This is a genomic window from Daejeonella sp. JGW-45 (assembly GCF_029360805.1).
Classification (GTDB): domain Bacteria; phylum Bacteroidota; class Bacteroidia; order Sphingobacteriales; family Sphingobacteriaceae; genus Daejeonella.
Genome location: NZ_JARKNC010000003.1, coordinates 405,681 through 426,595, shown reverse-complemented (window position 1 = coordinate 426,595; position 20,915 = coordinate 405,681). Strand labels below are relative to the sequence as shown.

Sequence of the window (20,915 nt, the reverse complement as noted above, 5' to 3'; positions counted from 1 at the left end):
AATGGATATCTCCGTCAGATCCCGCCTTTCAGGCCTAATGTTCTTTCAGTATTTTATCTGGGGAGCATGGTATGTTACCATGGGGACGTATCTCTTTACAGCGTTAAAAGCCGACGCTATACAGATAGGCTCCAGCTATGCCAACCTTTCCATAGCTGCCATTATTTCGCCTTTCATTGTGGGGCTGATAGCCGACAGGTTTTTTTCGGCTCAGAAGGTTTTGGGCGTTCTGCATCTGCTTGGTGCACTGACCTTGTATTACGTGAGTACAGTTAGTGATTTTACTTCTTTCTGGTGGTTGATCCTGGTCTATACCCTGCTGTACATGCCTACAATTTCACTTTCCAATTCCATATCGTTTTCGCAAATGAAGGATGCTGGTAAGGAATTTCCGGCAGTCCGGGTGTTCGGTACCGTGGGATGGATCGTTGCAGGAATTATGATCAGTTACCTGGATCTGGAAAGCTCCGTACTTACCTTTCGCATTGCCGCTGCCTGCTCATTGCTGCTGGGGATATTCAGTTTTTTCCTTCCGGATACACCTGCTAAAAATGAAAAGGCCAGTATCGCAGGAATACTGGGACTGGATGCGCTTGTCCTTTTTAAGAACCAGTCGTTCAACGTTTTCTTCATTACGTCCATACTGATATGTATACCGCTGGCATTTTATTACGGATTTACCAATCCCTTTCTTAACGATATCGGGCTTGAGAATGCAGCGGGCAAGATGACCTTAGGGCAGGTTTCGGAAGTGGTGTTTATGCTGGTACTGCCCTTGCTGTATGTACGCCTCGGTGTAAAGAAGGTTCTTTTAATTGGGATGGCAGCATGGGTCGCAAGATATTTATTCTTCGCATTCGGTGATGCTGGTCCCGGTGTCTGGATGCTGTATGGCGGAATAGTATTGCACGGGATATGCTATGACTTTTTCTTCGTCACCGGTCAGATCTATATCGACAAAAAAGCTGATGCAAAAGTAAGGAGTGCCGCCCAGGGGCTCATAACCCTGGCTACTTATGGAGTCGGTATGCTGATAGGGTCTTTTGCCTCGGGTTATCTTACCGAGCAATACGGCTCCAATATTAACGGCGTGATGAAATACGACTGGCAAACGATATGGATGTATCCGGCAGGTATCGCCGTGGCGGTGATCATCATATTCAGTTTGCTCTTTAAAGAAAAGGAGAGTAAGACCAGAAATTCCGGCCTATAAGTGCGGGAACTAAAATATCCATTATTAAGACACAGGATTATTTATGTCAGGTAAATTTCTTAACTTGTATCTTGTTCGGTAACGTACACGTGAAAGCCTTAACACTAATAAAATATTTTCAATAACCAGCTTGCAAAAGCTCAACCAAATGCACTATGAAATTTAACGATCTGACAAGAAGAAAATTCATCGCAGCGGTAACAACTACAACAGTTGCAACGGCTCTATCAGGTTCTGTCCCATCATTTGCTAAGCCACCTGCTAAAAACGCCGGAAAGCTGGCATTGCAGGGAGGCACTCCGGTGCGTGTTAAAGACTGGCCTAAATGGCCGGCTGTGCTTGCTGACGAGAAAATGATGGAGTCTGTTAACAAAACTACGAAGAGTGGGATATGGAGCAGGATCCAATCTCCAACAGGTACAGTTGCCACATTTGAGAAAGAATATGCTAAACTCATGGGAACAGAGTTCTGTATAGGCACAGGTTCAGGAACCCAGGCTCTGGCTACCTGTGTTGAAGCTATGGACATCGGCCCCGGGGATGAAGTTATTACTTCGCCTTATACAGATTTCGGAACTGTCTCTGCTGTTCTTACGAGCAGGGCTTTGCCTGTCCTGGTCGACCTTGACCGTGCGTCTTACCAGCTCGATGCTGCGCTGATCGAAAAAAAGATAAATAAGAATACGAAAGCGATCATCCCGGTGCACATGATGGGTATGCCCTGTGAAATGGATAAAATTATGGCTATCGCAAAAAAGCACAATCTAAAGGTCATAGAAGACGCCTGTCAGGCTAATTTTGGCCGGTACCAGGGTAAGCAATTAGGAACGATCGGAGACATTGGCTGCTTTAGCTTCCAGGCGAGTAAGCAGATCGCCTGCGGCGAGGGGGGAGCTATAATAAGTAATAATGCTGCATTGATGGACGAATGTTATACTGTTCAGAATCATGGTACAAACCGCAAAGGCAGCAATGTTACCATTGGCCCGAAATACAGGATGAACGAATTTGAAGGTGCCGTTTTGCTGGGCCAGATCGGTTCGGCTAAAGACCGCTTCCAAAAACGTAATGACAACGCTAATTACCTTATCTCAAAGCTTAAGGGTTTTGCCGGTCTGGTTCCGCAGAAGCAATACACCGGAACAGAAAGCGCCGGCTATTATCACTTCGCGATGAGCTACCATAAGGAACATTTTAATAATGTGGAGAGAAGTAAGTTTTTGAAAGCTGTTGCAGCCGAGGGTGTGAGTCTAAGCCCTTATATTGCCCGAGGCCTGCATATCGAACCCTGGATAGACCATATTAAAGGATTGAGAGAGTATAAGAGTATGTACGGTGCAGCCCGTCTTAAACAATACAGTGATGAGATGGCTTGTCCAAACTGCGACCTGGTTTGTAATGAAGAGATGGTCATATTGCCGGGCTCATCCTGCCTGCTCGGAAGCAAGGAGGATATGGACGATGTGATCAATGCGATCATGAAGGTTTATGAGAACAGGAATAAACTGTGAGAAGTTGTGTGAAGTCTGAGGCCTGAGGTCGGGCTGGATTGCAGGCATCGGGGATTTTAATAATAGTTTTATATTAGCCAGGCAACAAAGATTAAGGGTTGCCGTTGAACTAGCGTGAAATCAAGTCTGGCCTGTTGCTTATTTTTTTTGAGTCTATTGAGCTGTATTGAAGGTGCAGAGGCTCAAAACACCAGGGCCCGGACGGCGCTGAGTACGCGCGGATTTGCAATAGTACCTTCGGGTTTTTACGTCAGGACCGTATTCGATGAACGGACCGGACAGGATTCAACCGGTGCTCTATTCTTCAGTGCGGACGGTGAATCAGTAACCCATAAAATAAGCCTGAGGAGCGCTTCGTTCGCAGGAGTCGGAGAATTTCTCAGCGGTAGCGTTGCGCGCGACACTTCGCTGCGCCCCATAAATATCAGGATACAGAAATTAGATATCAGGGAGGCAATATCTGCAGATGGTGAGATAAGCGGAGAGATTAATTTGGCCTTTAGTTTTGATCTTGATAAAGGAGATTGGACCGTCCCTCTCACCCGATACCAGGCGGCAGCGAAATACAAACGTTCCCTTGCCAATTTAGCCATCGTTGAACCCACTCTGCTGAATATACTTGCTAACAGCGTGAAATTTATCGACAACTGGCTGGCCAGGGAGGCTTCCAGTGACCCGAATCTGGCAAAAAAAGTAAAACTTTCATTTCATAACTACCTGGAACAGCATGATGATACTGTTTATTACGATGCTGGCCGTCCATTGGTGTGGGATGACTTCCGCGAAGCAAGACGAGATCACAACTTTGCCGCTGCCGTTTTTCCTTCGTTTGGCTACGATCAACGTTCCGAAGTCAAAGATGGGGTCATTCATGTAGAGCTCGATGTAAAAGTCTTCATGGTTAAGAGCGCTTCCTGGGCAGCTCCCGGCGCTCAAAACGCTTACAATTTAAATCACGAACAGCGTCATTTCGATCTCGTTAAATTAGTAGCAGATCGCTTCAAAAAGAAACTTCTTTCCGAAAAGCTTAGTCCGGAAAACTATCAGGGCGTCATCAACTTCGAATACCTTGAATTCTATCGTGAAATGAATAAAATCCAAAAGGACTATGATGAGCAGACGTCGCATGGCAAATCCCAGAGCCAGCAAGATATCTGGAACAGGAGGATTGACTTGGAGTTAAAACAATTGAGCGCTGATAATTGACAAGGCCATAGACAGGAGGCTCCTGCTGAGCCGGCCGCAATAGTGTAACTCTTTTGTCACTCTATCTGCTTTTATACTCTTTAAAAGTATATTGCTTTAAGAAATCTCAATCCTGAACTATGACAAAAAATTTATTAATTATCTCGGCGTTGCTATTCCTTGCAGTGGGTGCAAGGGGTCAGCAAGGCGCTGCAAATCCTGCAAAGCCTTATAAGTTTGTAATAAAGGGCGGACATGTTATTGACCCCAAGAACAATATCGACGGAATTATAGATATTGCTATCAAGGGCGGGCGTCCGCCTTCTCCGGCAATGCCAGCGGAACCCGAACGCCCTGCCTCTAATGGAATGCCGGCACGCCCGGCGAGGCCTGCACAGGAAGCTGTCACACGTATAGACGGTACGATTGCCCTGGTGGCAAAGAACATCAACCCCGATCTTGGCGTGCAGGTTATTGACGCTACCGGATTGTATATCACCCCCGGGTTTATAGACATACATACGCATAATTTTTGGGGTAATGACATAGGCGGGATAAACTATAGCAACGGACCTTACAGCATACCTCCGGACGGGTTTACGTTCCGGTCAGGGGTTACTACTGTGGTGGATGCCGGAAGTGCCGGCTGGAAGAATTTCGAAACCTTTAAGGAGCAGACAATAGATCTTTCCCTGACGCGTGTTCTGGCCTTTCTTAATATCAACGGTGCCGGGATGAATGGGCGTACGGAAAGCAGTCTGGAAGAAATGGATGTTCAGAAGGCCGCAGCAATGGGAAAGAAGTATCCCGATATCATTGTTGGTGTGAAAAACGCGCACTTTGGTGGTGGCGGAGGTAACATCCCCAAAGCATATCTTATCCCCGTAGAACGCGGTGTTGAAGCTGCAAAGCAGATGGGCGGCGTATTCATGCTGGACGGCCGCCTGGATGAGGAAATATTCGATCGTTTCCGTCCGGGAGATATTTACACTCACGTTTATGGCCGGGCAATTATGGATTCGGCAGGGAATGTAAAGCCATTCGTACTGGCAGCACGGAAAAAGGGGGTGATCTTTGATATCGGGTTCGGTGGGGCGAGCTTCGGATTCAACGTTGCCACGCCGGCAGTAAAAGCAGGATTTTTTCCTAATTCGATCAGCTCTGATCAGCATATCAGCAGCATGAACAATGCCATGAAGGATATGCAGAACATTATGGGCTTACTTATGGCGATGGGTATGCCGTTTAACGATGTAATTAAGGCGGCAACCTGGAATCCGGCTCAACAGATCAAAAGGCCCGACCTGGGTAATCTTTCAGTTGGTTCCGTAGCCGATATAGCGATATTCGGTATCCGTACCGGCAAGTTCGGCTTCTGGGCACGCGATGGTTATATCGATGGAACCAAAAGGTTCGATCATGAGATGACCCTCCGGGCGGGGGAATTGGTTTATAATTTGAATGGCCGGGTAAAGCCCATAAACCTGCCGGGCGCGCCGAGAGGCGGTGGCGGAAACACACCACGGCCGGCTGGAAGCGCCCCCGCGCAGAAACAGTAATGGTATTTTTAAACAGGCAATTCTTAAATTAGATTGCCTGTTTCTTTTAACAGGAAAAACATAAAAGATCTCATACTAAACAAAAAACCTAAACTTAAGAATATGAAAGCTATTATCATGGCCGGCACTGTGTTGTCACTTGTGTTATCATCTTGCAACAACCTCGAAAAGAAGAATTCCGGTGCGGCTACAGAGCGCAAATTTATCAGGCCAGAAGGTTATAATCAAGGCTTGCCATTTACTCCGGGAATCTTAGTAGACGGAACCTTGTATATCGCAGGCTTTAGCGGAGAAGATGCTAAGACCGGGATTATACCTGAGGACTTTGAGACTGAAGTGAAGCAGGCGCTGGATAAGATCGGTGTTATCCTCAAGGAAGCTGATATGAACTATTCTGATGTTGTTTCGGTTCAGGTGTATCTGACAGATATGGAATTGTTCGAACGGATGAATACGGTATATCGCACCTACTTCAACGAACCGCGCCCTACCCGGTCGATCATGGGCATTAAATCGCTTATAGGACCGGCACGGTTCGAGATAACCGTAACGGCAAAAAAATAATTGCGGATAAGGAGGTTTTTCAATTAAATTTTTGAACAATGAAGCGTAGAGATGTCGTAAAGTATTTATCTATCGCCCCGGTCGCCGGGGCTGTAGCAGGATCAGCGGCGCCGCTGGAAGCCGTAGCTGCGATACCCGCAGCTACGGCTAAACGGGATCTGATTAAAGAACTGGGCCTTCGAACTTTTATCAATGCTTATGGTGTATACACCACTCATACAGCGTCGTTAATGAGTGACGAGGTATTAGACGCCATTAACGGGTCGTCGAAGAAGTTTGTTCTTTACAATGATCTGCAGGACAAGGTGGGTGAAAAAATAGCTGCTATGTGCCATGCAGAAGCCGCAATGGTTACTTCCGGCTGCTGGTCGGCAATTGTACTGGGTACTGCTGGCGTATTGACCGGTATGGACCGTAAGAAAGTTGCCTTATTGCCAGATGTGTCAAGCTTCGAAAAGAATGAAGTGATCGTGCAGAGATCGCACATGGGATCCTATGATCACACGCTGACCAATACCGGTATTAAACGGGTGGTGGTAGAAACCGCCGATGAGCTTGAAAAGGCTATTTCCCCAAAAACTGCAATGACCTGGTTTTACAATGAAGCTGCCCCATGGGGAAAGATCGGGCATGAGGAATGGTTGGCTATTGCAAAGAAGCACAATATTCCGACAATGGTAGATATAGCGGCAGATGTGCCTCCCGTGGAAAACTTGTGGAAGTTTAACGATATGGGTTACGACCTGGTCTGTGTTTCCGGCGGCAAAGCAATCCGGGGCCCCCAGAGCGCTGGTATCCTGATGGGAAGGAAGCATCTTATTGCTGCAGCAAGGCTAAGTGCGCCTCCCGGCGGAAATAATATCGGGCGCGGTATGAAAGTTAACAAGGAGGAGATCCTGGGCATGTATGCCGCTTTGGAAAGATTTATCAATCTTGATCATGGCAAGGAATGGAAAATGTGGGAGGACCGGGCAGCAATTATTGCAAACGCTGTAAACAAAGTCAGGGGCGCAAAAGCCGAAATATTCGTGCCGCCGCATGCCAACGTCACGCCGACATTAAGAATAAACTGGGATCAGTCCCTGATCAAGCTGACAAGTCGTGATATGACTGCTAATCTCCGGGACGGTGAACCGTCCATAGAGGCCCCCAAATATGTAGAGAATGCGTTGATTATTTCAGTGTGGATGATGCAGCCCGGTGAGGAAAAGATCGTAGCCCGGAGGCTCACTGAAGAACTAAACAAAGCCTCAGTATGAGCTGAGCTACTCTAAACAAAAGAATATGAATGGACATCTGCACAAAATGAGCCTCTTTTTGGTTCTGGTTTCCCTGAGCCTGGTTGCCGCCGCGCAGCAGGGCGCGCATGTTTACCGGATCGTTATAAAAGGCGGTCATGTAATAGACGCTAAAAACAATATCAACGAATTGATGGATATCGCGATCCAGGATGGTAAGATAGCGCGTGTTGCGAAAAATATTGACACTGCACTGGCTGCCCAAACAGTAAATGCCCGCGGAATGTTTGTCACCCCCGGACTGATCGATATACATGCGCATGTCTTTTACGGTTTTGAACCTGATCACTATCTGAGTAATGGCACGGTTGCAGTGCTGCCTGATCAGAGTACATTTAAATCCGGGGTTACAACAGTAGTGGATGCTGGGGGAGCAGGATGGAAGTCGTTTCCCTTATTCAAGAAAAACATCATTGATAATTCTCAGACCAGGGTATTATCCCTGTTGAACATTGTCGGCGAAGGTATGCGGGGTATTGATCCCTATGAGCAGAACCTCAACGATATGGATGCAAAACTGACAGCGGAGGCTGCCGTTGCCAACAAGCAGCACGTTGTCGGATTCAAGGTTGCACATTTTACGGGTAGCGACTGGACACCAATACAGCGTGGTGTCGAAGCCGGTAAGATGGCTAACATGCCGGTTATGATCGACCTGAATAGCATTTATTTTTCCTTAGAGGAGCTTTTTACTAAATACCTTCGTCCAGGGGATATCTATACACACACCTTTATTGAATCAACGCGGGGAGTAGTAGATCCTATTGTTGATTTGAAAACCCGTCAGTTTAAGCCGTTTGTGTTGCAGGCACAAAAGAAGGGTATCATCTTCGATGTCGGCTTTGGCGGGGGCAGTTTTAATTTCAGGCAGGCTTTACCCGCTACCAAAGCCGGTTTTTATCCTAATACGATAAGTACTGATTTGCATAAGGGAAGTGTGAACGGAGCAATGAAAGACCAGCTGAATGTACTGTCTGTTTTTCTGGCTATGGGCATGAAGCTGCCTGATGCAATTAAAGCCAGCACATGGACTCCAGCGCAAGTAATAAGACGTGAGGAATTAGGTAATTTGTCTGTGGGATCAGAAGCTGATATTGCCGTACTGTCGGTCAGAAAGGGTGTCTTTGGTTTCCGTGATGTAGGCGGTAATAAGCTTACCGGTACACAGAAACTGGAGTGCGAGCTTACGATGCGTGCCGGCAAAATAGTATATGATCTAAATGCGATATCAAGCAATATTAATGTGACACGGTAGGGGCAATAAGCCTGCGCTAACAGCCGTTTTACCTGTTTTTGTATAGAATTGCTTAAGTTTAGCGGAATTTTAAAAGCAATTTAACAGCCTTTAACACAATGAAGAGAAGAGACCTGATAAAGGGTTTGGTACTGGTGCCCATGTTTGGTAATGCCAGTCCTGCCGATTTTTTAATTAACAGCCTAAGCCCCAAAGACCTTCATAAAGACGCCTTTGTTATGGACGGCCACGTTCATGTAATGATGCGTGAATTATTGAAAGGTACGGATATCGGCCAGCGATATACAGATGCTGGTACTGTAGACCTGCCCCGCGCTAAAGAGGGCGGGCTGGATGCGATGTTCTTTTCGGTTTACACGCCTGAAAACTATTATCCGGGGAGGCATGAGATAAAGAATACCTTCAGAGTTGTAGAGCTGGCCCTGGCTCAGATAGAAAATAACAGTAATGTTATTGAACTGGCGCTTACAGCGGCAGATATAAAGAGGATCAATAAAAAGGGTAAAATGGCGGCATTCCTCGATCTGGAGGGAGGGTTCGATATGGACGGTGATCTGAACCTGCTGCGTGCACTTCACAGGCTTGGTTTAAGGTCTCTACAGTTAACAGCTCATAACACCACTAATGCTTTTATTGACGCATGTAATGACGTCGCCAGGTGGAATGGTATCAATGATCACGGCCGTGCAGTTATTGCTGAGATGAATAAGCTGGGAATGGTAATAAATGTGGCTCATGCATCCATGCCAGCTATTATTCAGAGCGCTGCCGCCAGTACGCATCCGGTAGTCTATAGTCATGGCGGATTCAAGAGCATTGTCAATCATCCGCGGTGCATCTCTGATGAGGCAGCAAAAGCAGTGGCTGCAAAAGGAGGGGTAATAGGGATCCAGTTTGGCAGTACATTTAATAACCCGAAGTACTTTGACTGGAAATATTCCAAGACGCCGCTTGTTCAGAGGTCCTCAACCGGGGTAGCACCTAAATTGGATTCCAGTCTGACCATCGAACAGGTCGACAAGCAGGTCGAGGCCGACGTGCCATTAGTTTCACTCGAAAGGATTCCGGACGAGTATTGGATGGGAGTAGATCAGCTCGCCAGGGTTATTGACTTTGGAGTTAACCTCGTGGGCGAAGATCATGTTGCATTAGGATCTGATTTTGATGGAGCCCCTGAATTGCCAAGGGAGATAAAAGACATAAGTGATTATCCTCAAATTACCATTGCTCTGCAAAAGCTCGGTTATTCTGAGAACCGTATCCGTAAAATATTGGGATTGAACTGGCTCAGGGTAATCCGGTCGGTTACCGGGAGTTAATTGCTGACTTAGTATATACACTTTGATCCGGATGAGTGCAGGAGAATATTTGGCATATAAGTTCGGGGAACTTGATTTGCCGGGCTTGTCCTGTAGTGTTTCATACAGTGGAAATATTACCGATTATAATTTTGGCGTAGGTGATCTTCAAACCGGGAAACCGGTTGATGAGCAATCTGTATTCAACATTGCTTCCATAGGTAAGCTAATAACCATTGTTTCAGTTTTTAAACTGATTGAGGGTGGCCGTTTCAATCTCAGTACACCCTTAGTCGACCTGTTACATGACTTGCCCGCAGGCTGGAACCGCGTACAGGTCGGGCATTTGCTGTCGCACAGTTCGGGAATCAAGAATTACACGGATGCTCCGGAGTACTGGAATGAATATCACCTTGATGTACCCCGGTCGAGGATCATTTCCTATGTTGCAGATGCTAAGCCGAAGTTTGCTCCCGGCACTCAGTGGGGGTACTCAAACACTGGTTTTTACCTGTTGGGCTTAATCATTGAAAGAATTTCGGGTAAGGGTTATTTCGAGTTTTGTACTGAGCTGATCCGTTCTTATAGACCCGGGCTTATGATCATCCCGACAGACGACCGTATAGTAAACCCGCAGCGGGTCAGGGGTTATACGCGACAAGCCGGAAAAATTATACAGCCTCCCTATTACAGTAATTCGGGAACATTCTCTGCCGGAGGCTTCTCAGCAGTACTTCATGATTTTATTGATTTTGAATCGGCGATTTTCAGGGGGGAAGTACTGAGTGATCTTTCATTGAAGGCGATAATACAGCCATATCTCCCGGAAGATGGATCGTCAATAAAATCGCCCGACGATAAATTTGATTTCGTTATGACTAACGGGATGTTCCGGTTTGAGAACTCGGGCAGACCTTACCTGGCCCATCGCGGGGAGATATTCGGCTTTACAAGTGAATACCGGCGAATGATAAAGGATGATTTTTCAATTATTCTGGCGGCAAATGCAGATTGGGAGTTCGACAGCGGGGCAATAATTGAGGAAGTTTACAGATTATGCGTCAGGGATTAAAATTCTCACTAAAACACAATGATTAAATAGAATTAAGAGTATTTTAACACAACAAAGATAGTTTTACATCTTACATTCACGAATTTACCAATATGGAGAATCGCAGAGATTTCTTAAGAAAAGCAGCATTATTATCAGGAACGGCAGCAGCTATAAATGTTTTGCCGCCAGTAATTCAGCAGGCTATGGCTATTACACCCGAGCCGGGAAGCACTTTTTATGATGCAGAGCATATTGTGTTCGTTATGCAGGAAAACAGGTCGTTCGACCATGGCCTGGGTACCTTACAGGGTGTAAGAGGATTTAACGATCCGCGGGCAATTAACCTGCCTGATAAAAATAAAGTGTTTCTCCAAACGAATAAGGACAATGAAACCTATGCTCCTTTTCGTGTGGATGTGAAAGATACCAAGGTAGCCTGGATGGGTTCTGTACCACATGGCTGGGCAGACCAGACAGACGCCAGGAATGACGGAAAATACGATAAATGGCTGGACGTAAAACGACCAGGCAGGAAGGAATATGCTCATATGCCCCTGACGATGGGTTATTGTACACGTCAGGATTTTCCATTTTACCATTCGCTGGCAGATGCCTTCACCGTGTGCGATCAGAACTTCTGTGCGAGTATTACCGGCACGCATCCTAACCGGCATTACTGGATGTCGGGAACGGTACGCGAAAAGCCGGATCCTTCATCTCCGGCTAATTTGTGGAATCTTGCAAGTTCAGGAAATCCATACCTGACATGGAAGACCTTCCCTGAGCGTCTTTCAGAGAACGGCGTTTCCTGGAAGATCTACCAGAACGAGCTGTCGATGCCTAGTCCGTTAAGCGGTGAGGCTTCCGGCTGGCTGGGAAATTTCGGGACCAATGTGCTGGAATTTTACAAGCAATATAATGTAAGGTTGCATCCAGGGGCAATCGCAGCACTGGCGGCCAAAAAGGAGAATATTATTAAACAGATCGATACGCTTTCCAAGCTTTCCGCAGGCCAGGAGAATGATACAAAGTTAGCTGCTGCCAGGAAAGTTCTTTCACTTATAGAAGCCGACCAGCAGAAGTTTACGATTGAGAATTATAATAAACTTAGCCAGCGCGAAAAGGATCTTATATCGAGCGCGTTTTCTACAAACGACGGCGATCCCGATTATCATAATCTGGCGCCGCTTAAATACACCGAAAACGGCGTAGAGCGCGAACTCAATATTCCTAAGGGTGATGTTTTACATCAGTTCAGACAGGATGTAAAAAATGGAAAGCTGCCAACGGTTTCTTATCTGCATTCACCTGGCAATTTATCAGATCACCCGGGAATGCCATGGTTTGGGGAGATCTACGTTAGCGAGATCATGAATATCCTTATCGAGAATCCGGAAGTTTGGAAGAAGACGATCTTCATTTTAACCTATGATGAGAATGATGGGTATTTCGACCATGTTCCTCCGTTTGTTGTTCCTAATCCTTATAAGGAAGATACGGGAAAAGTCTCGGCAAGTATCGATGCGAAGCTTGATTTTTCTACTAAAGAGCAGCAGACTAATCCTTCTTCCCGGGCCGACAGGTTAAGAGATGCGCCAATAGGTTTGGGATACCGTGTGCCAATGCTTATCGCATCGCCGTGGACAAGAGGCGGATTTGTGTGTTCGGAGGTATTTGACCATACATCGTCCATCCAGTTCCTGGAACACTTTATCGAAAAGAAGTTTAACAAACAGGTAAGGGAAGAAAATATCACCAATTGGAGGCGCGCTGTTTGCGGTGATCTCACCTCAGCCTTCAGGCCCTACAATAATGAGCCGATATCTAAGCCTGCGTTCCTGGCTAAGGAGCCTTTCTTCGAGAGTATCCATAGCGCTAAGTTTAAACAGGAACCGGCTAATTTCAAGAAGCTTACAGCTGACGAGATCGCACAGATAAACAAAGACCCATTCAGCTCTCCATATTTTCCGAAGCAGGAGAGGGGTGTAAGGCCCGCCTGCGCTTTGCCTTATGAGCTTTACGCTAATGCGCGTTTCAACAAAGCAAATAATACCATCGGCATACAGCTTAAAGCCGGAAATGAGGTGTTTGGTGAGCGCTCATCGGGCTCTGCCTTCTATGTCTATTCGATAAACCCTTATAAGAATGACGTCCTTAAAACCTGGAACTATTCTGCAGTTGCAGGAGATACGCTGAATGATAACTGGGGCTTACAGCATTTTGAAGACGGCGATTACCACCTTAAGGCTTACGGTCCGAACGGTTTTTACCGTGAATTTAAAGGAGGTCAGGGCAACCCGCTATTAACTGTTGACCTTTTGTATGAAAGGGGAAGAGTAAACAAGAATACTCTGAGTGGAAACGTAATGCTATCAGTCAAAAATACCGATTCTAAGCCCCACAGTATATTAGTCAAAGATAACAGTTATAAAGGTGCCAGCCAGACACGCACAATAGCTCCGGGAGCGACAGCAAATGTCAATATCAACTTATCAAAAAGTTTTGGCTGGTATGACCATAGTATAAAGGTAAAGGGGTACGACTTGTTTGAAGAAAGGTTCGCCGGAAGGGTGGAAACGGGGGCTGTAGGTAAAACTGACCCCTTGATGGGAAGGGTGGTTTGATGCATGGCCTAACGTAAGCTTAACAGTAAAATAATACCTGATATTCGTTGATCCATTACGGCTGATCTATCTTTGAGCTATCAAATTCATCGCATTCTGAGTTTGAACAAAAGACAGAATTAATTTGGTTAGTTAATTACATAGGCGAGGCATCTGCGCGACAGCGGATGCTTTTTTATTTTAGATAAACACGTGTTTAAATTCTTTTGACCACGGCGCTTTAAATTTTTCGCTAATTTTAAGTATGGAAATCAACTATTCGCTTATCGGACTAATAGCTCTCATTGTAGTTGTTATTGTCATCTTTCTTGCAAGGAGGAATTACAAGGACGAAAAGGATTTGGAAAAGACACTTAACGAATCAGAGTTAGACCCTGAGCAGCACAAGGACGACGAATCTGTCTGAAGTATAAACTTAATTTTGCTTTAAAATTAGATTAAAGTCCGGGGCTTAACTTGCCTGCATGAAGATAGTATGCCCGGAACATTATTGTTTGCTTGAAGACCAGGATAAATATGTGCTGGAAAATAACAAGCTGCAGGTTGAAGCCATAACCCATCCATGTCCGTATTGCAATGCGGAATTACGTATACTTAATATCATTTGCCTTAATATCAGCTATTTATACTCCGAGGCGAATACTTCTGATATAAACGTCGCCTGAGATACCTTTCGACAAGGTATCACTTTTGTGATGTTCAGGAGCACCCTATTAATCTATAATAATCTTTATTTTAGTGCCCCAGGAAGTTGGATCCGGGCATTGGATCGCCGGACTTCCTGATATATGCCTAAGCCAAATTAAATGAACAGATTTACAGTTAAACTGCTGTTTTTTCTCCTGATGCTTTCGATGGCCGGGGACTTCGGGATAGCACAAACCAAATCGCGCGCCTCAAACGGCACTTCCACCCCCGTTTACCTGTTTCATAACCGGGAAAAAATCATTCCTTTGCGCGGATTAGCAGACCGCCAGATAGCGAGCATTAACGCTGGTTTTGACAATTCGCCTGTATTTGACAGTCTATTGAGTATGTATGCCTCGGTGAAGCGTTTTGACAGTTCACTTTACCGGACGGACTCTTTGAGCCTGGACAATCTCGCCGGCGATTACCTGAAGTTCTATAATACGTTGATTATCCAGGTGAGCGGCCAATCGTTAAATGACCCGGAAGTTATCAGGTTCATTGCAGAGAACCAGGTAAGAAAAAGTATAGTTATTGCGGGCTTCGGTGAACTAAATTCCTTAAAGAAGCTTGATTTCGTAACCGGGCCGGTTATATGGAGTACCGGCACAAATGCGGAGGCGGCCAGCCAGTCGGCTCAGCTGATCTTTGGTGGAATTGCAGCAAAGGCAATATTGAAGCACAATATCAGCGACAAATATAAAGCCGGGGCGGGATATGCAACTGAAAAAACCCGCCTGAGGTACTCGAACCCCGAAGCAGTGGGGATGCAAACAGCGGACCTGGACAGTATCGATCTGATCGTGGCAGAGGCTATCCGTGAGAAGGCAACACCCAGTGCTGTTGTTATGGTTATTAAGGACGGCAATGTGATTTTCAACAAAGCCTATGGCACGCATACTTACGAAGGCTCGCAGCCAACGAAGCTTTCGGATATTTATGACCTTGCCTCTGTGACCAAAACTTCTGCTACGACGATGTCGGCCATGAAGCTTTTTGAACAGGGCAAAATAGCGCTCGATAAAACTATTGGTGATTACATTCCCAACGCCAGGGGATCGAATAAGGAAGATATAAGGGTGAGAGAGCTCCTGACCCATCAATCCGGTGTTACCGCCGTGTCTTTTTATCTCAAATTGCAGCCGGAAGATCATAGTATTGATTCGTCGCGTGCCTATCCCGTAAAAGTTGCAGACAATTATTTCTTTAAACCAGGCTACTTCAGGGAGATGTTCTGGCCGGCGCTGCTTAAAGCGCCGCTGCGCAACCGGGGAACATATCTGTATACTGATATGAACCTGTATATAATGAAGGAAATTGTTGAATGGCAGTCGGGTACACCGATAGACAAATACGTACAGGACCAGTTCTATAAGCCTCTTGGAATGTATACCGCTGGCTTTTTACCCAGAAACAGGTTCGAAAGAGAGCAGATAGTGCCCACTGAAGATGAAGGAAATTTCCGTAAATCATTGCTTCACGGTTATGTTCACGACCCCGGTGCTTCCCTGATGGGCGGTGTTTCAGGTCACGCAGGTTTGTTCTCAAGTGCAAATGATTTGGGTATCCTTTATCAAATGATGTTGAATAAGGGGACTTATGGGGGAGATCGATATCTGAAACCTGAAACGGTGGCGCTTTTCACTTCCAGGCAATCAGCTGTGAGCAGGAGGGCTCTGGGTTTTGATATGTACGATCCTGATACAACGAAGGCTTATCCTTCTAAGCTGACTACGCCGGGTACTTACGGACATACCGGTTTTACGGGAATATGTTCGTGGGTTGACCCGAAATACAATCTTATCTATGTATTTCTTTCGAACCGGGTGCACCCTAAGACAACTGATAAGCTATATCAGCTGAACATACGGAGCCGGATCCAGGATGTTATTTACCGGGCAGTTCAGAAATAAATTACTGAAGAAAATAAATTCCTGCAAACACTCTAAAGCCGAAGTTGTTAAGACTATTAAAGCAGAGCGTGTATAAAAATAGAAAAGGATCCAAACGGGATCCTTTTTTTAGTTCTCTTTTGTCACCGGAGCGGGAATTGGTTTTGGCTCTAAATTTTCGGATACACCGTCTTTCGCATCCTTAAATTCCTTCATGCCTTTACCTAAGCCACGCATCATTTCCGGGATCTTCTTTCCACCGAACATGAGCAATACAACTACCAGAATCAAAATGATTTCCGGACCACCTAAACCTGCCATAATATTTTCGTTTTAATTTTATTAAAGTTGATAATAATTAAAAGTAAACGTAGGTTAATAATAAATATTTTACAATAGCACGTCAAAAAATGGAAGAGGCTTTATGCCAACGCCTGCTTTTTAAGAGCGAAGGCTCTTGTTCTAACCCTTGTGACCCACTCAGAGATCACCACAGCAAGCAGGGCCAAGATACTCCATAGAAGCATCTGCCATGTAGCCATATCCCATCCCCCCAGTTTCCAGGCCAGCAAGCCGAAATACGTACCTATTGCGGCGCCGATGAAATAGGTTGTCATGTATATCGTGTTCAGTCTTGAATGAGCATGCTCATGCAGGCTGTAGATACGGGTGAAGTTTGTGATTTGTGTAGCTTGGACGCCAATATCAAGAAAAAATATGCTGATGATCAGAATGATGACCGAATAAGGGAAAACTTTTATAGCTACGATGCTTCCAATTAACATAAACATGATGATAAGCAGGGAGCGAAAGGTATCGCCTTTGTCGGCAAGCTTACCGAAATATGGGGCCAGCAAAGCGCCGCCAATTGCAATCAGCCCGAACAAGCCAATGGTTGCCGTGGAGTAATTTAAGGGATCGGAGCTTAAATGAAAGGTTAAGGTGGTCCAGAAAGAGCAAAATATGCCAAAAGTAAAAGAGCCCAGAAGAGCCGCTTGCCGCAGGACCGGGTATTCCTTTACGAGAGCAAAGGTTGACCTTAGCAAGGTCAGGTAATTCCCTTTAAACTGAGGCTTGATATCCGGAAGATAAATTTTTAATAAGATGGAAGTAATTAAAACCAAAACAGCTGAAGTTCCATAGACGTATCTCCATCCAAACCAGTCGCCTATCAGGCCGCTCAGTACCCGGGCACCTAATATTCCTACGAGAATGCCGCTGAATACAATACCAACGGTTTTTCCGCGGTTTACAGGGTCCATTGTAGCTGCCATAGGCAATATGATCTGTGCAGGCACGGAGCACAAGCCAACGAGAAAGCTTAGAATGTATATCTCGGTCAGCCCCGACGCATTCGCGAAGCCTGCCAGCAGCAGGACCAGGGTTGAGCTAAGTGTTATGATAAGATCTTTTCTGTTAATCTTATCGCCCAGGGGGAGCACGAAAAATAACCCCAGGCCGTAACCGAGCTGGGCCAGCATAGCAATTTTTCCAGCCTCTGTTTCTGAAGCTTTGAGGCTTGCCCCGATATCATTGAGAATAGGTTGGTTATAGTAAATGTTTGCGACAATCGTTCCGGCAGCTACTGCCATCAATATTATTAACCACGGATGGATGGCGCCAACAGTGTGGGAGGGCTGTATTTTACTCATACGCAAACGTAGCCCGTAATAGATCTGCAGATTTGTATATTTTAATGATAAATTTGTAAAAATAGATAGGCATTGAAAAGGTTTATACAGCACGATTCTCTTTTTATCCGGCATTTTACTACTACTCAGTGGCCATTTCCTGTCCACAAGCATGATCATTTCGAACTGATGTTTATCCGCTACGGTGAAGGGTATCACTATTTGAATGATGTTAAGTATTCCTATAAAGGTCCGTGCCTGTTTCTGCTGGCGCCAGACGATCACCACATATTCGAGATTGAAGCAGAAACAGAGTTCTCGGTATTGAAACTTAATAGCGTATATCTGAGCGGAGAGCAGGATAATTCAGGCATAAGTGAGTGGACCAGCTTAATCGATCAGCTGCTTGCGTTTACGGATAACAACCGGAAACCGCTCATCAGCTCCAGCGAAGAAATGGAAAAAATTGGAGCAATGATCAGCCTGATAGTCGGTGAATGGACTAAGAGTAAAAACTCTCAGAATGAAACAATATTTCACCTGATCAGGGCGGTCTTCTCACTTCTGAAAAGAAATGTGTTTTCTAAAATAATCACGCATGAAAAGCCGGAAAATCCGCTGGTGATACGGGTAATCGGTTACATCCACCAGCATATCTATCATCCCAACAGGCTGCGGACCAGTAAGCTGGCGGCGAAGTTTAAGCTTTCGAGCGGGCAGTTGACAAACCTATTTAAAAGGGAAATAAAAGTATCATTAAAAGATTATACCGACGCCTACAGGCTTAAACTTATAGAGAAAGAGCTCCATTATACAGGTAATTCGCTGAAAGAGATATCTAACCGCTTCGGGTTTACTGACATGAGTCACTTTAATAAATTTATAAGGAGGCATTTGAAGGTAAATCCAAAGGAGCTGAGGTGAGGTATGAGGTATGAGGTATGAGGTATGAGGTATGAGGTATGAGGTATGAGGTATGAGGTATGAGTAAACTTGTTAAGTTACGAATTTCAGTTTTCAACTTTCAGTTTTCCCCTTTCAACTTACCATGAGTATCCCATTCCCCAACTGTGGAATCTCTTCCCACGAAAAATGTGGAAACACAGGCGGAAAGTCGCATTGAGCCATCGTTTTGGCACTGGTCTCCTATTTGTCTAAGCATACCCAAAGAAGGAATACCGAAGTGAAAAAGATAGTATTTTTAATAACACTCATTTCATTACTAAACACAGGATCATTTGCCCAAACTGCGAGCCTTAACATTATTCTTGCAGATATACTTTCATTTTCAGTGACGCAGCCCGCCTCGCTTAACGTTAATTTTGACACTGAGGCAAAGTATACCAATGGTATCACGGCTTTAGCAACCGATCATGTAAGCGTAACCAGTTCGAGCGGGTTTATTGTAAAGGTAGTGGCTGGAAGCGTAACCGGTTCTGCCAACTTAGCTCCGGGTACAGTGAAGATCACTTCAAGTATAGGTAGCACCAATACCGGAAACACTTCATCTATTATCTATGCTTCGGAGGTTACTTTACCTGCGTCGGGGAGCACACCGGCTACGATTATCACCTCGGAGAAAAGCTCATGGAGTGGCACCAGTTCTACTAACAAATTCAATATTTCATATCTTATCGGCGCAGACGGCGCTTACGCTGGTAAGACCACAGGCTCCAATGTGATTCCGGTTACCTATACCGTAATCCAACCATAATTAAGGCGTTTTTTAGGTTGATGTAAGTGAGGCTCCTTAGGGAGTCTTTCTTTTTAAGCAGGGAGGCCAGACTAAAGATACGGGCTGCAGGATGCCCTGGTCGGCGAATGAAACTATTTTGCATTTGCTTTTGTTAGTACTCAACTGATCACAATCAACAAAATGTGCATCGTCATGAAACATTTAAAATACCTGTTGCCCTTGCTGTTTATAGGCTTTCTTGCCTGTAATTCCAGCAGGACACCCCGTGCGCCGAAGCGGGAAGTTCCGATAGCTATTAACATAAAGGCGCACAACAACGCAACCGTAAATTTTGTCAATCTGGATTATTTCCGGCTGGAGCTTATTCAGGAGCTTGATCAATTTCAATCCGTCAACTTTCTGCTTGTCGATGCCCAGGATAACCCGGAAGTTGTTTTAAATATGGAGATCAGCACCTTTACACTCTGGCCGCGGGATGAGCGGATATCAAGGAGAAGGGTTAGCAGGCGTATTGTAGCGGGAACAGATGCGGCGGGAAAGCCAATTTATCAAACCGTTACAGCTTCTATAGATATTGTTCAGATCCAGCGCCGCTCTAATGCACGGTTTACGACCGATCTTACCATAAAGGGTACACCGGGACTGAAGTTTTCCAGAACTTTTGTCCCCAACTATAATTATGTAAACACCTATGTAGAGAACATTCAGGGAGATTCGCGGGCAGTAGATCCCAGTATTACGATGCGGGGGCCCAATATCGAACCTACCGAGAATGATTTTCTGCTTATTCTAGCCCGCGAGGAGATGGTACGCCGGCTTTCAACTGAGCTGCGAAAGTACTACGATGCTCAGGTCAAAGCATTAGCCCCGCTAGATACCAGCAAGCGTAATTAGCAAGACAGGGTTTCTTCTGGTTCCCGCGGCAATTGTAATATTTCAGGTTGCTGAAGAAAGAAGAACATACAACTGCTACATTTGGGAATTAACAAATCCGTATGGCTTATTTCAGACTGGCTTTCACCGCCGTTTTTGTGTTCATTTCATTTGGCCTGCAAGCCCAAACCGTTTCTCTGATAGGAGCCTCTGAGGAATTTATCCTGGAGAACGTTAGAGGTTATGCAATTTCCGAGCATCGCGCTATTGAACACGAAGAATTCGATGTGTTGGTATTCGAGGATAAAGACAGAGAGCTTTCTTTCTTTTTTACGTTCTACAAGGGGGCTAAGATCTGCAGCTTCATTAAAAACAGGGCTCCCTTACCGAGCCTCGGGAAGGAGATCGATTACGTGCAGACAAACTTCAGAAAGATCCAGGAGAATATTTGGGAGAAGCCGGATAAACGTGCCCAGGTGCAGATAAGTGAGTCGGATGGAATGGTAGTGATATTGGCCAGGGAGATCAGGGAATGACCCTTACGTTCGCACTTTGTAACAAAAACATCGACTGAT

19 protein-coding genes are annotated in these 20,915 nt (G+C 45.5%); 17 read left to right on the top strand and 2 right to left on the bottom strand.

Features of this window, described 5'->3' with window-relative positions; all coding sequences use genetic code 11:
• Position 1: 1 nt before the first annotated feature.
• The 13 genes from P2W76_RS07300 to P2W76_RS07240 all read left to right on the top strand — a co-directional run bounded on the left by P2W76_RS07300 (position 2) and on the right by P2W76_RS07240 (position 16,161).
• Positions 2 to 1,213 (top strand): nucleoside permease, encoded by a 1,212-nt coding sequence (locus tag P2W76_RS07300; protein WP_276347017.1) that lies wholly within the window; start codon positions 2 to 4, stop codon positions 1,211 to 1,213.
• 155 nt (positions 1,214 to 1,368) lie between these two features.
• Positions 1,369 to 2,724 carry a DegT/DnrJ/EryC1/StrS family aminotransferase gene (locus P2W76_RS07295; protein ID WP_276347015.1) on the top strand — a complete coding sequence of 452 codons (1,356 nt, stop codon included), beginning with the start codon at positions 1,369 to 1,371 and terminating at the stop codon, positions 2,722 to 2,724.
• Between the two features lie 156 nt (positions 2,725 to 2,880).
• Positions 2,881 to 3,930, top strand: a complete 1,050-nt coding sequence (locus P2W76_RS07290; protein WP_276347013.1) for a DUF922 domain-containing protein — start codon at positions 2,881 to 2,883, stop codon at positions 3,928 to 3,930.
• A gap of 119 nt (positions 3,931 to 4,049) precedes the next feature.
• A complete protein-coding gene (locus P2W76_RS07285; protein WP_276347012.1) occupies positions 4,050 to 5,468 on the top strand; it encodes an amidohydrolase/deacetylase family metallohydrolase in 1,419 nt (472 codons plus the stop codon).
• Between the two features lie 102 nt (positions 5,469 to 5,570).
• Positions 5,571 to 6,032 carry a RidA family protein gene (locus tag P2W76_RS07280; protein WP_276347011.1) on the top strand — a complete coding sequence of 154 codons (462 nt, stop codon included), beginning with the start codon at positions 5,571 to 5,573 and terminating at the stop codon, positions 6,030 to 6,032.
• A 38-nt stretch (positions 6,033 to 6,070) separates the two neighbouring features.
• Positions 6,071 to 7,291: a PLP-dependent transferase gene (locus P2W76_RS07275; RefSeq protein ID WP_276347010.1), complete on the top strand. Its 1,221-nt coding sequence runs from the start codon at positions 6,071 to 6,073 to the stop codon at positions 7,289 to 7,291.
• Between the two features lie 25 nt (positions 7,292 to 7,316).
• Positions 7,317 to 8,585, top strand: coding sequence for an amidohydrolase/deacetylase family metallohydrolase (locus P2W76_RS07270; protein WP_276347008.1), 1,269 nt, complete (start codon positions 7,317 to 7,319; stop codon positions 8,583 to 8,585).
• A gap of 98 nt (positions 8,586 to 8,683) precedes the next feature.
• Positions 8,684 to 9,904, top strand: a complete 1,221-nt coding sequence (locus P2W76_RS07265) for a membrane dipeptidase (protein WP_276347006.1) — start codon at positions 8,684 to 8,686, stop codon at positions 9,902 to 9,904.
• Positions 9,905 to 9,935: 31 nt separating this feature from the next.
• Positions 9,936 to 10,955: a serine hydrolase domain-containing protein gene (locus P2W76_RS07260; protein ID WP_276347004.1), complete on the top strand. Its 1,020-nt coding sequence runs from the start codon at positions 9,936 to 9,938 to the stop codon at positions 10,953 to 10,955.
• A gap of 92 nt (positions 10,956 to 11,047) precedes the next feature.
• Positions 11,048 to 13,561 carry a phospholipase C, phosphocholine-specific gene (locus P2W76_RS07255; RefSeq protein WP_276347002.1) on the top strand — a complete coding sequence of 838 codons (2,514 nt, stop codon included), beginning with the start codon at positions 11,048 to 11,050 and terminating at the stop codon, positions 13,559 to 13,561.
• A 244-nt stretch (positions 13,562 to 13,805) separates the two neighbouring features.
• Positions 13,806 to 13,967, top strand: coding sequence for a hypothetical protein (locus tag P2W76_RS07250; RefSeq protein ID WP_276347001.1), 162 nt, complete (start codon positions 13,806 to 13,808; stop codon positions 13,965 to 13,967).
• 58 nt (positions 13,968 to 14,025) lie between these two features.
• Positions 14,026 to 14,226, top strand: coding sequence for a hypothetical protein (locus P2W76_RS07245; protein ID WP_276346999.1), 201 nt, complete (start codon positions 14,026 to 14,028; stop codon positions 14,224 to 14,226).
• Between the two features lie 141 nt (positions 14,227 to 14,367).
• The gene (locus P2W76_RS07240; RefSeq protein WP_276346998.1) at positions 14,368 to 16,161 is read left to right on the top strand and encodes a serine hydrolase; all 1,794 of its coding nucleotides are present in this window, start codon (positions 14,368 to 14,370) and stop codon (positions 16,159 to 16,161) included.
• Positions 16,162 to 16,269: 108 nt separating this feature from the next.
• On the opposite strand, the gene tatA is transcribed toward P2W76_RS07240, so the two are convergent.
• Together tatA and P2W76_RS07230 are read right to left on the bottom strand one after the other, a co-directional pair.
• Complete coding sequence (tatA, locus tag P2W76_RS07235) at positions 16,270 to 16,461, bottom strand: twin-arginine translocase TatA/TatE family subunit (RefSeq protein ID WP_276346997.1); 192 nt, start codon at positions 16,459 to 16,461, stop codon at positions 16,270 to 16,272.
• Between the two features lie 101 nt (positions 16,462 to 16,562).
• Positions 16,563 to 17,792 (bottom strand): MFS transporter, encoded by a 1,230-nt coding sequence (locus P2W76_RS07230; protein ID WP_276346996.1) that lies wholly within the window; start codon positions 17,790 to 17,792, stop codon positions 16,563 to 16,565.
• 72 nt (positions 17,793 to 17,864) lie between these two features.
• Here P2W76_RS07230 and P2W76_RS07225 point away from each other — a divergent pair, with 72 nt between their 5' ends.
• The 4 genes from P2W76_RS07225 (at position 17,865) to P2W76_RS07210 (ending at position 20,876) form a co-directional block, all read left to right on the top strand.
• Entirely contained in the window at positions 17,865 to 18,695 is an 831-nt protein-coding gene (locus P2W76_RS07225) for an AraC family transcriptional regulator (RefSeq protein ID WP_276346995.1), read from the top strand.
• Positions 18,696 to 18,954: 259 nt separating this feature from the next.
• Positions 18,955 to 19,485: a hypothetical protein gene (locus P2W76_RS07220; RefSeq protein ID WP_276346994.1), complete on the top strand. Its 531-nt coding sequence runs from the start codon at positions 18,955 to 18,957 to the stop codon at positions 19,483 to 19,485.
• Between the two features lie 174 nt (positions 19,486 to 19,659).
• Positions 19,660 to 20,361, top strand: a complete 702-nt coding sequence (locus tag P2W76_RS07215) for a hypothetical protein (RefSeq protein ID WP_276346993.1) — start codon at positions 19,660 to 19,662, stop codon at positions 20,359 to 20,361.
• 101 nt (positions 20,362 to 20,462) lie between these two features.
• Entirely contained in the window at positions 20,463 to 20,876 is a 414-nt protein-coding gene (locus P2W76_RS07210; RefSeq protein WP_276346991.1) for a hypothetical protein, read from the top strand.
• Positions 20,877 to 20,915 lie beyond the last annotated feature (39 nt).

Excerpts from the sequence above, each read along its gene's own strand:
- P2W76_RS07215 (WP_276346993.1), top strand. The coding sequence starts at position 19,660 with ATGAAACATTTAAAATACCTGTTGCCCTTGCTGTTTATAGGCTTTCTT.
- P2W76_RS07295 (WP_276347015.1), top strand. The coding sequence starts at position 1,369 with ATGAAATTTAACGATCTGACAAGAAGAAAATTCATCGCAGCGGTAACA.
- tatA (WP_276346997.1), bottom strand. The coding sequence starts at position 16,461 with ATGGCAGGTTTAGGTGGTCCGGAAATCATTTTGATTCTGGTAGTTGTA.
- P2W76_RS07285 (WP_276347012.1), top strand. The coding sequence starts at position 4,050 with ATGACAAAAAATTTATTAATTATCTCGGCGTTGCTATTCCTTGCAGTG.
- P2W76_RS07250 (WP_276347001.1), top strand. The coding sequence starts at position 13,806 with ATGGAAATCAACTATTCGCTTATCGGACTAATAGCTCTCATTGTAGTT.
- P2W76_RS07270 (WP_276347008.1), top strand. The coding sequence starts at position 7,317 with ATGAATGGACATCTGCACAAAATGAGCCTCTTTTTGGTTCTGGTTTCC.
- P2W76_RS07280 (WP_276347011.1), top strand. The coding sequence starts at position 5,571 with ATGAAAGCTATTATCATGGCCGGCACTGTGTTGTCACTTGTGTTATCA.
- P2W76_RS07245 (WP_276346999.1), top strand. The coding sequence starts at position 14,026 with ATGAAGATAGTATGCCCGGAACATTATTGTTTGCTTGAAGACCAGGAT.
- P2W76_RS07240 (WP_276346998.1), top strand. The coding sequence starts at position 14,368 with ATGAACAGATTTACAGTTAAACTGCTGTTTTTTCTCCTGATGCTTTCG.
- P2W76_RS07230 (WP_276346996.1), bottom strand. The coding sequence starts at position 17,792 with ATGAGTAAAATACAGCCCTCCCACACTGTTGGCGCCATCCATCCGTGG.
- P2W76_RS07210 (WP_276346991.1), top strand. The coding sequence starts at position 20,463 with ATGGCTTATTTCAGACTGGCTTTCACCGCCGTTTTTGTGTTCATTTCA.
- P2W76_RS07260 (WP_276347004.1), top strand. The coding sequence starts at position 9,936 with ATGAGTGCAGGAGAATATTTGGCATATAAGTTCGGGGAACTTGATTTG.
- P2W76_RS07255 (WP_276347002.1), top strand. The coding sequence starts at position 11,048 with ATGGAGAATCGCAGAGATTTCTTAAGAAAAGCAGCATTATTATCAGGA.
- P2W76_RS07265 (WP_276347006.1), top strand. The coding sequence starts at position 8,684 with ATGAAGAGAAGAGACCTGATAAAGGGTTTGGTACTGGTGCCCATGTTT.
- P2W76_RS07275 (WP_276347010.1), top strand. The coding sequence starts at position 6,071 with ATGAAGCGTAGAGATGTCGTAAAGTATTTATCTATCGCCCCGGTCGCC.
- P2W76_RS07300 (WP_276347017.1), top strand. The coding sequence starts at position 2 with ATGGATATCTCCGTCAGATCCCGCCTTTCAGGCCTAATGTTCTTTCAG.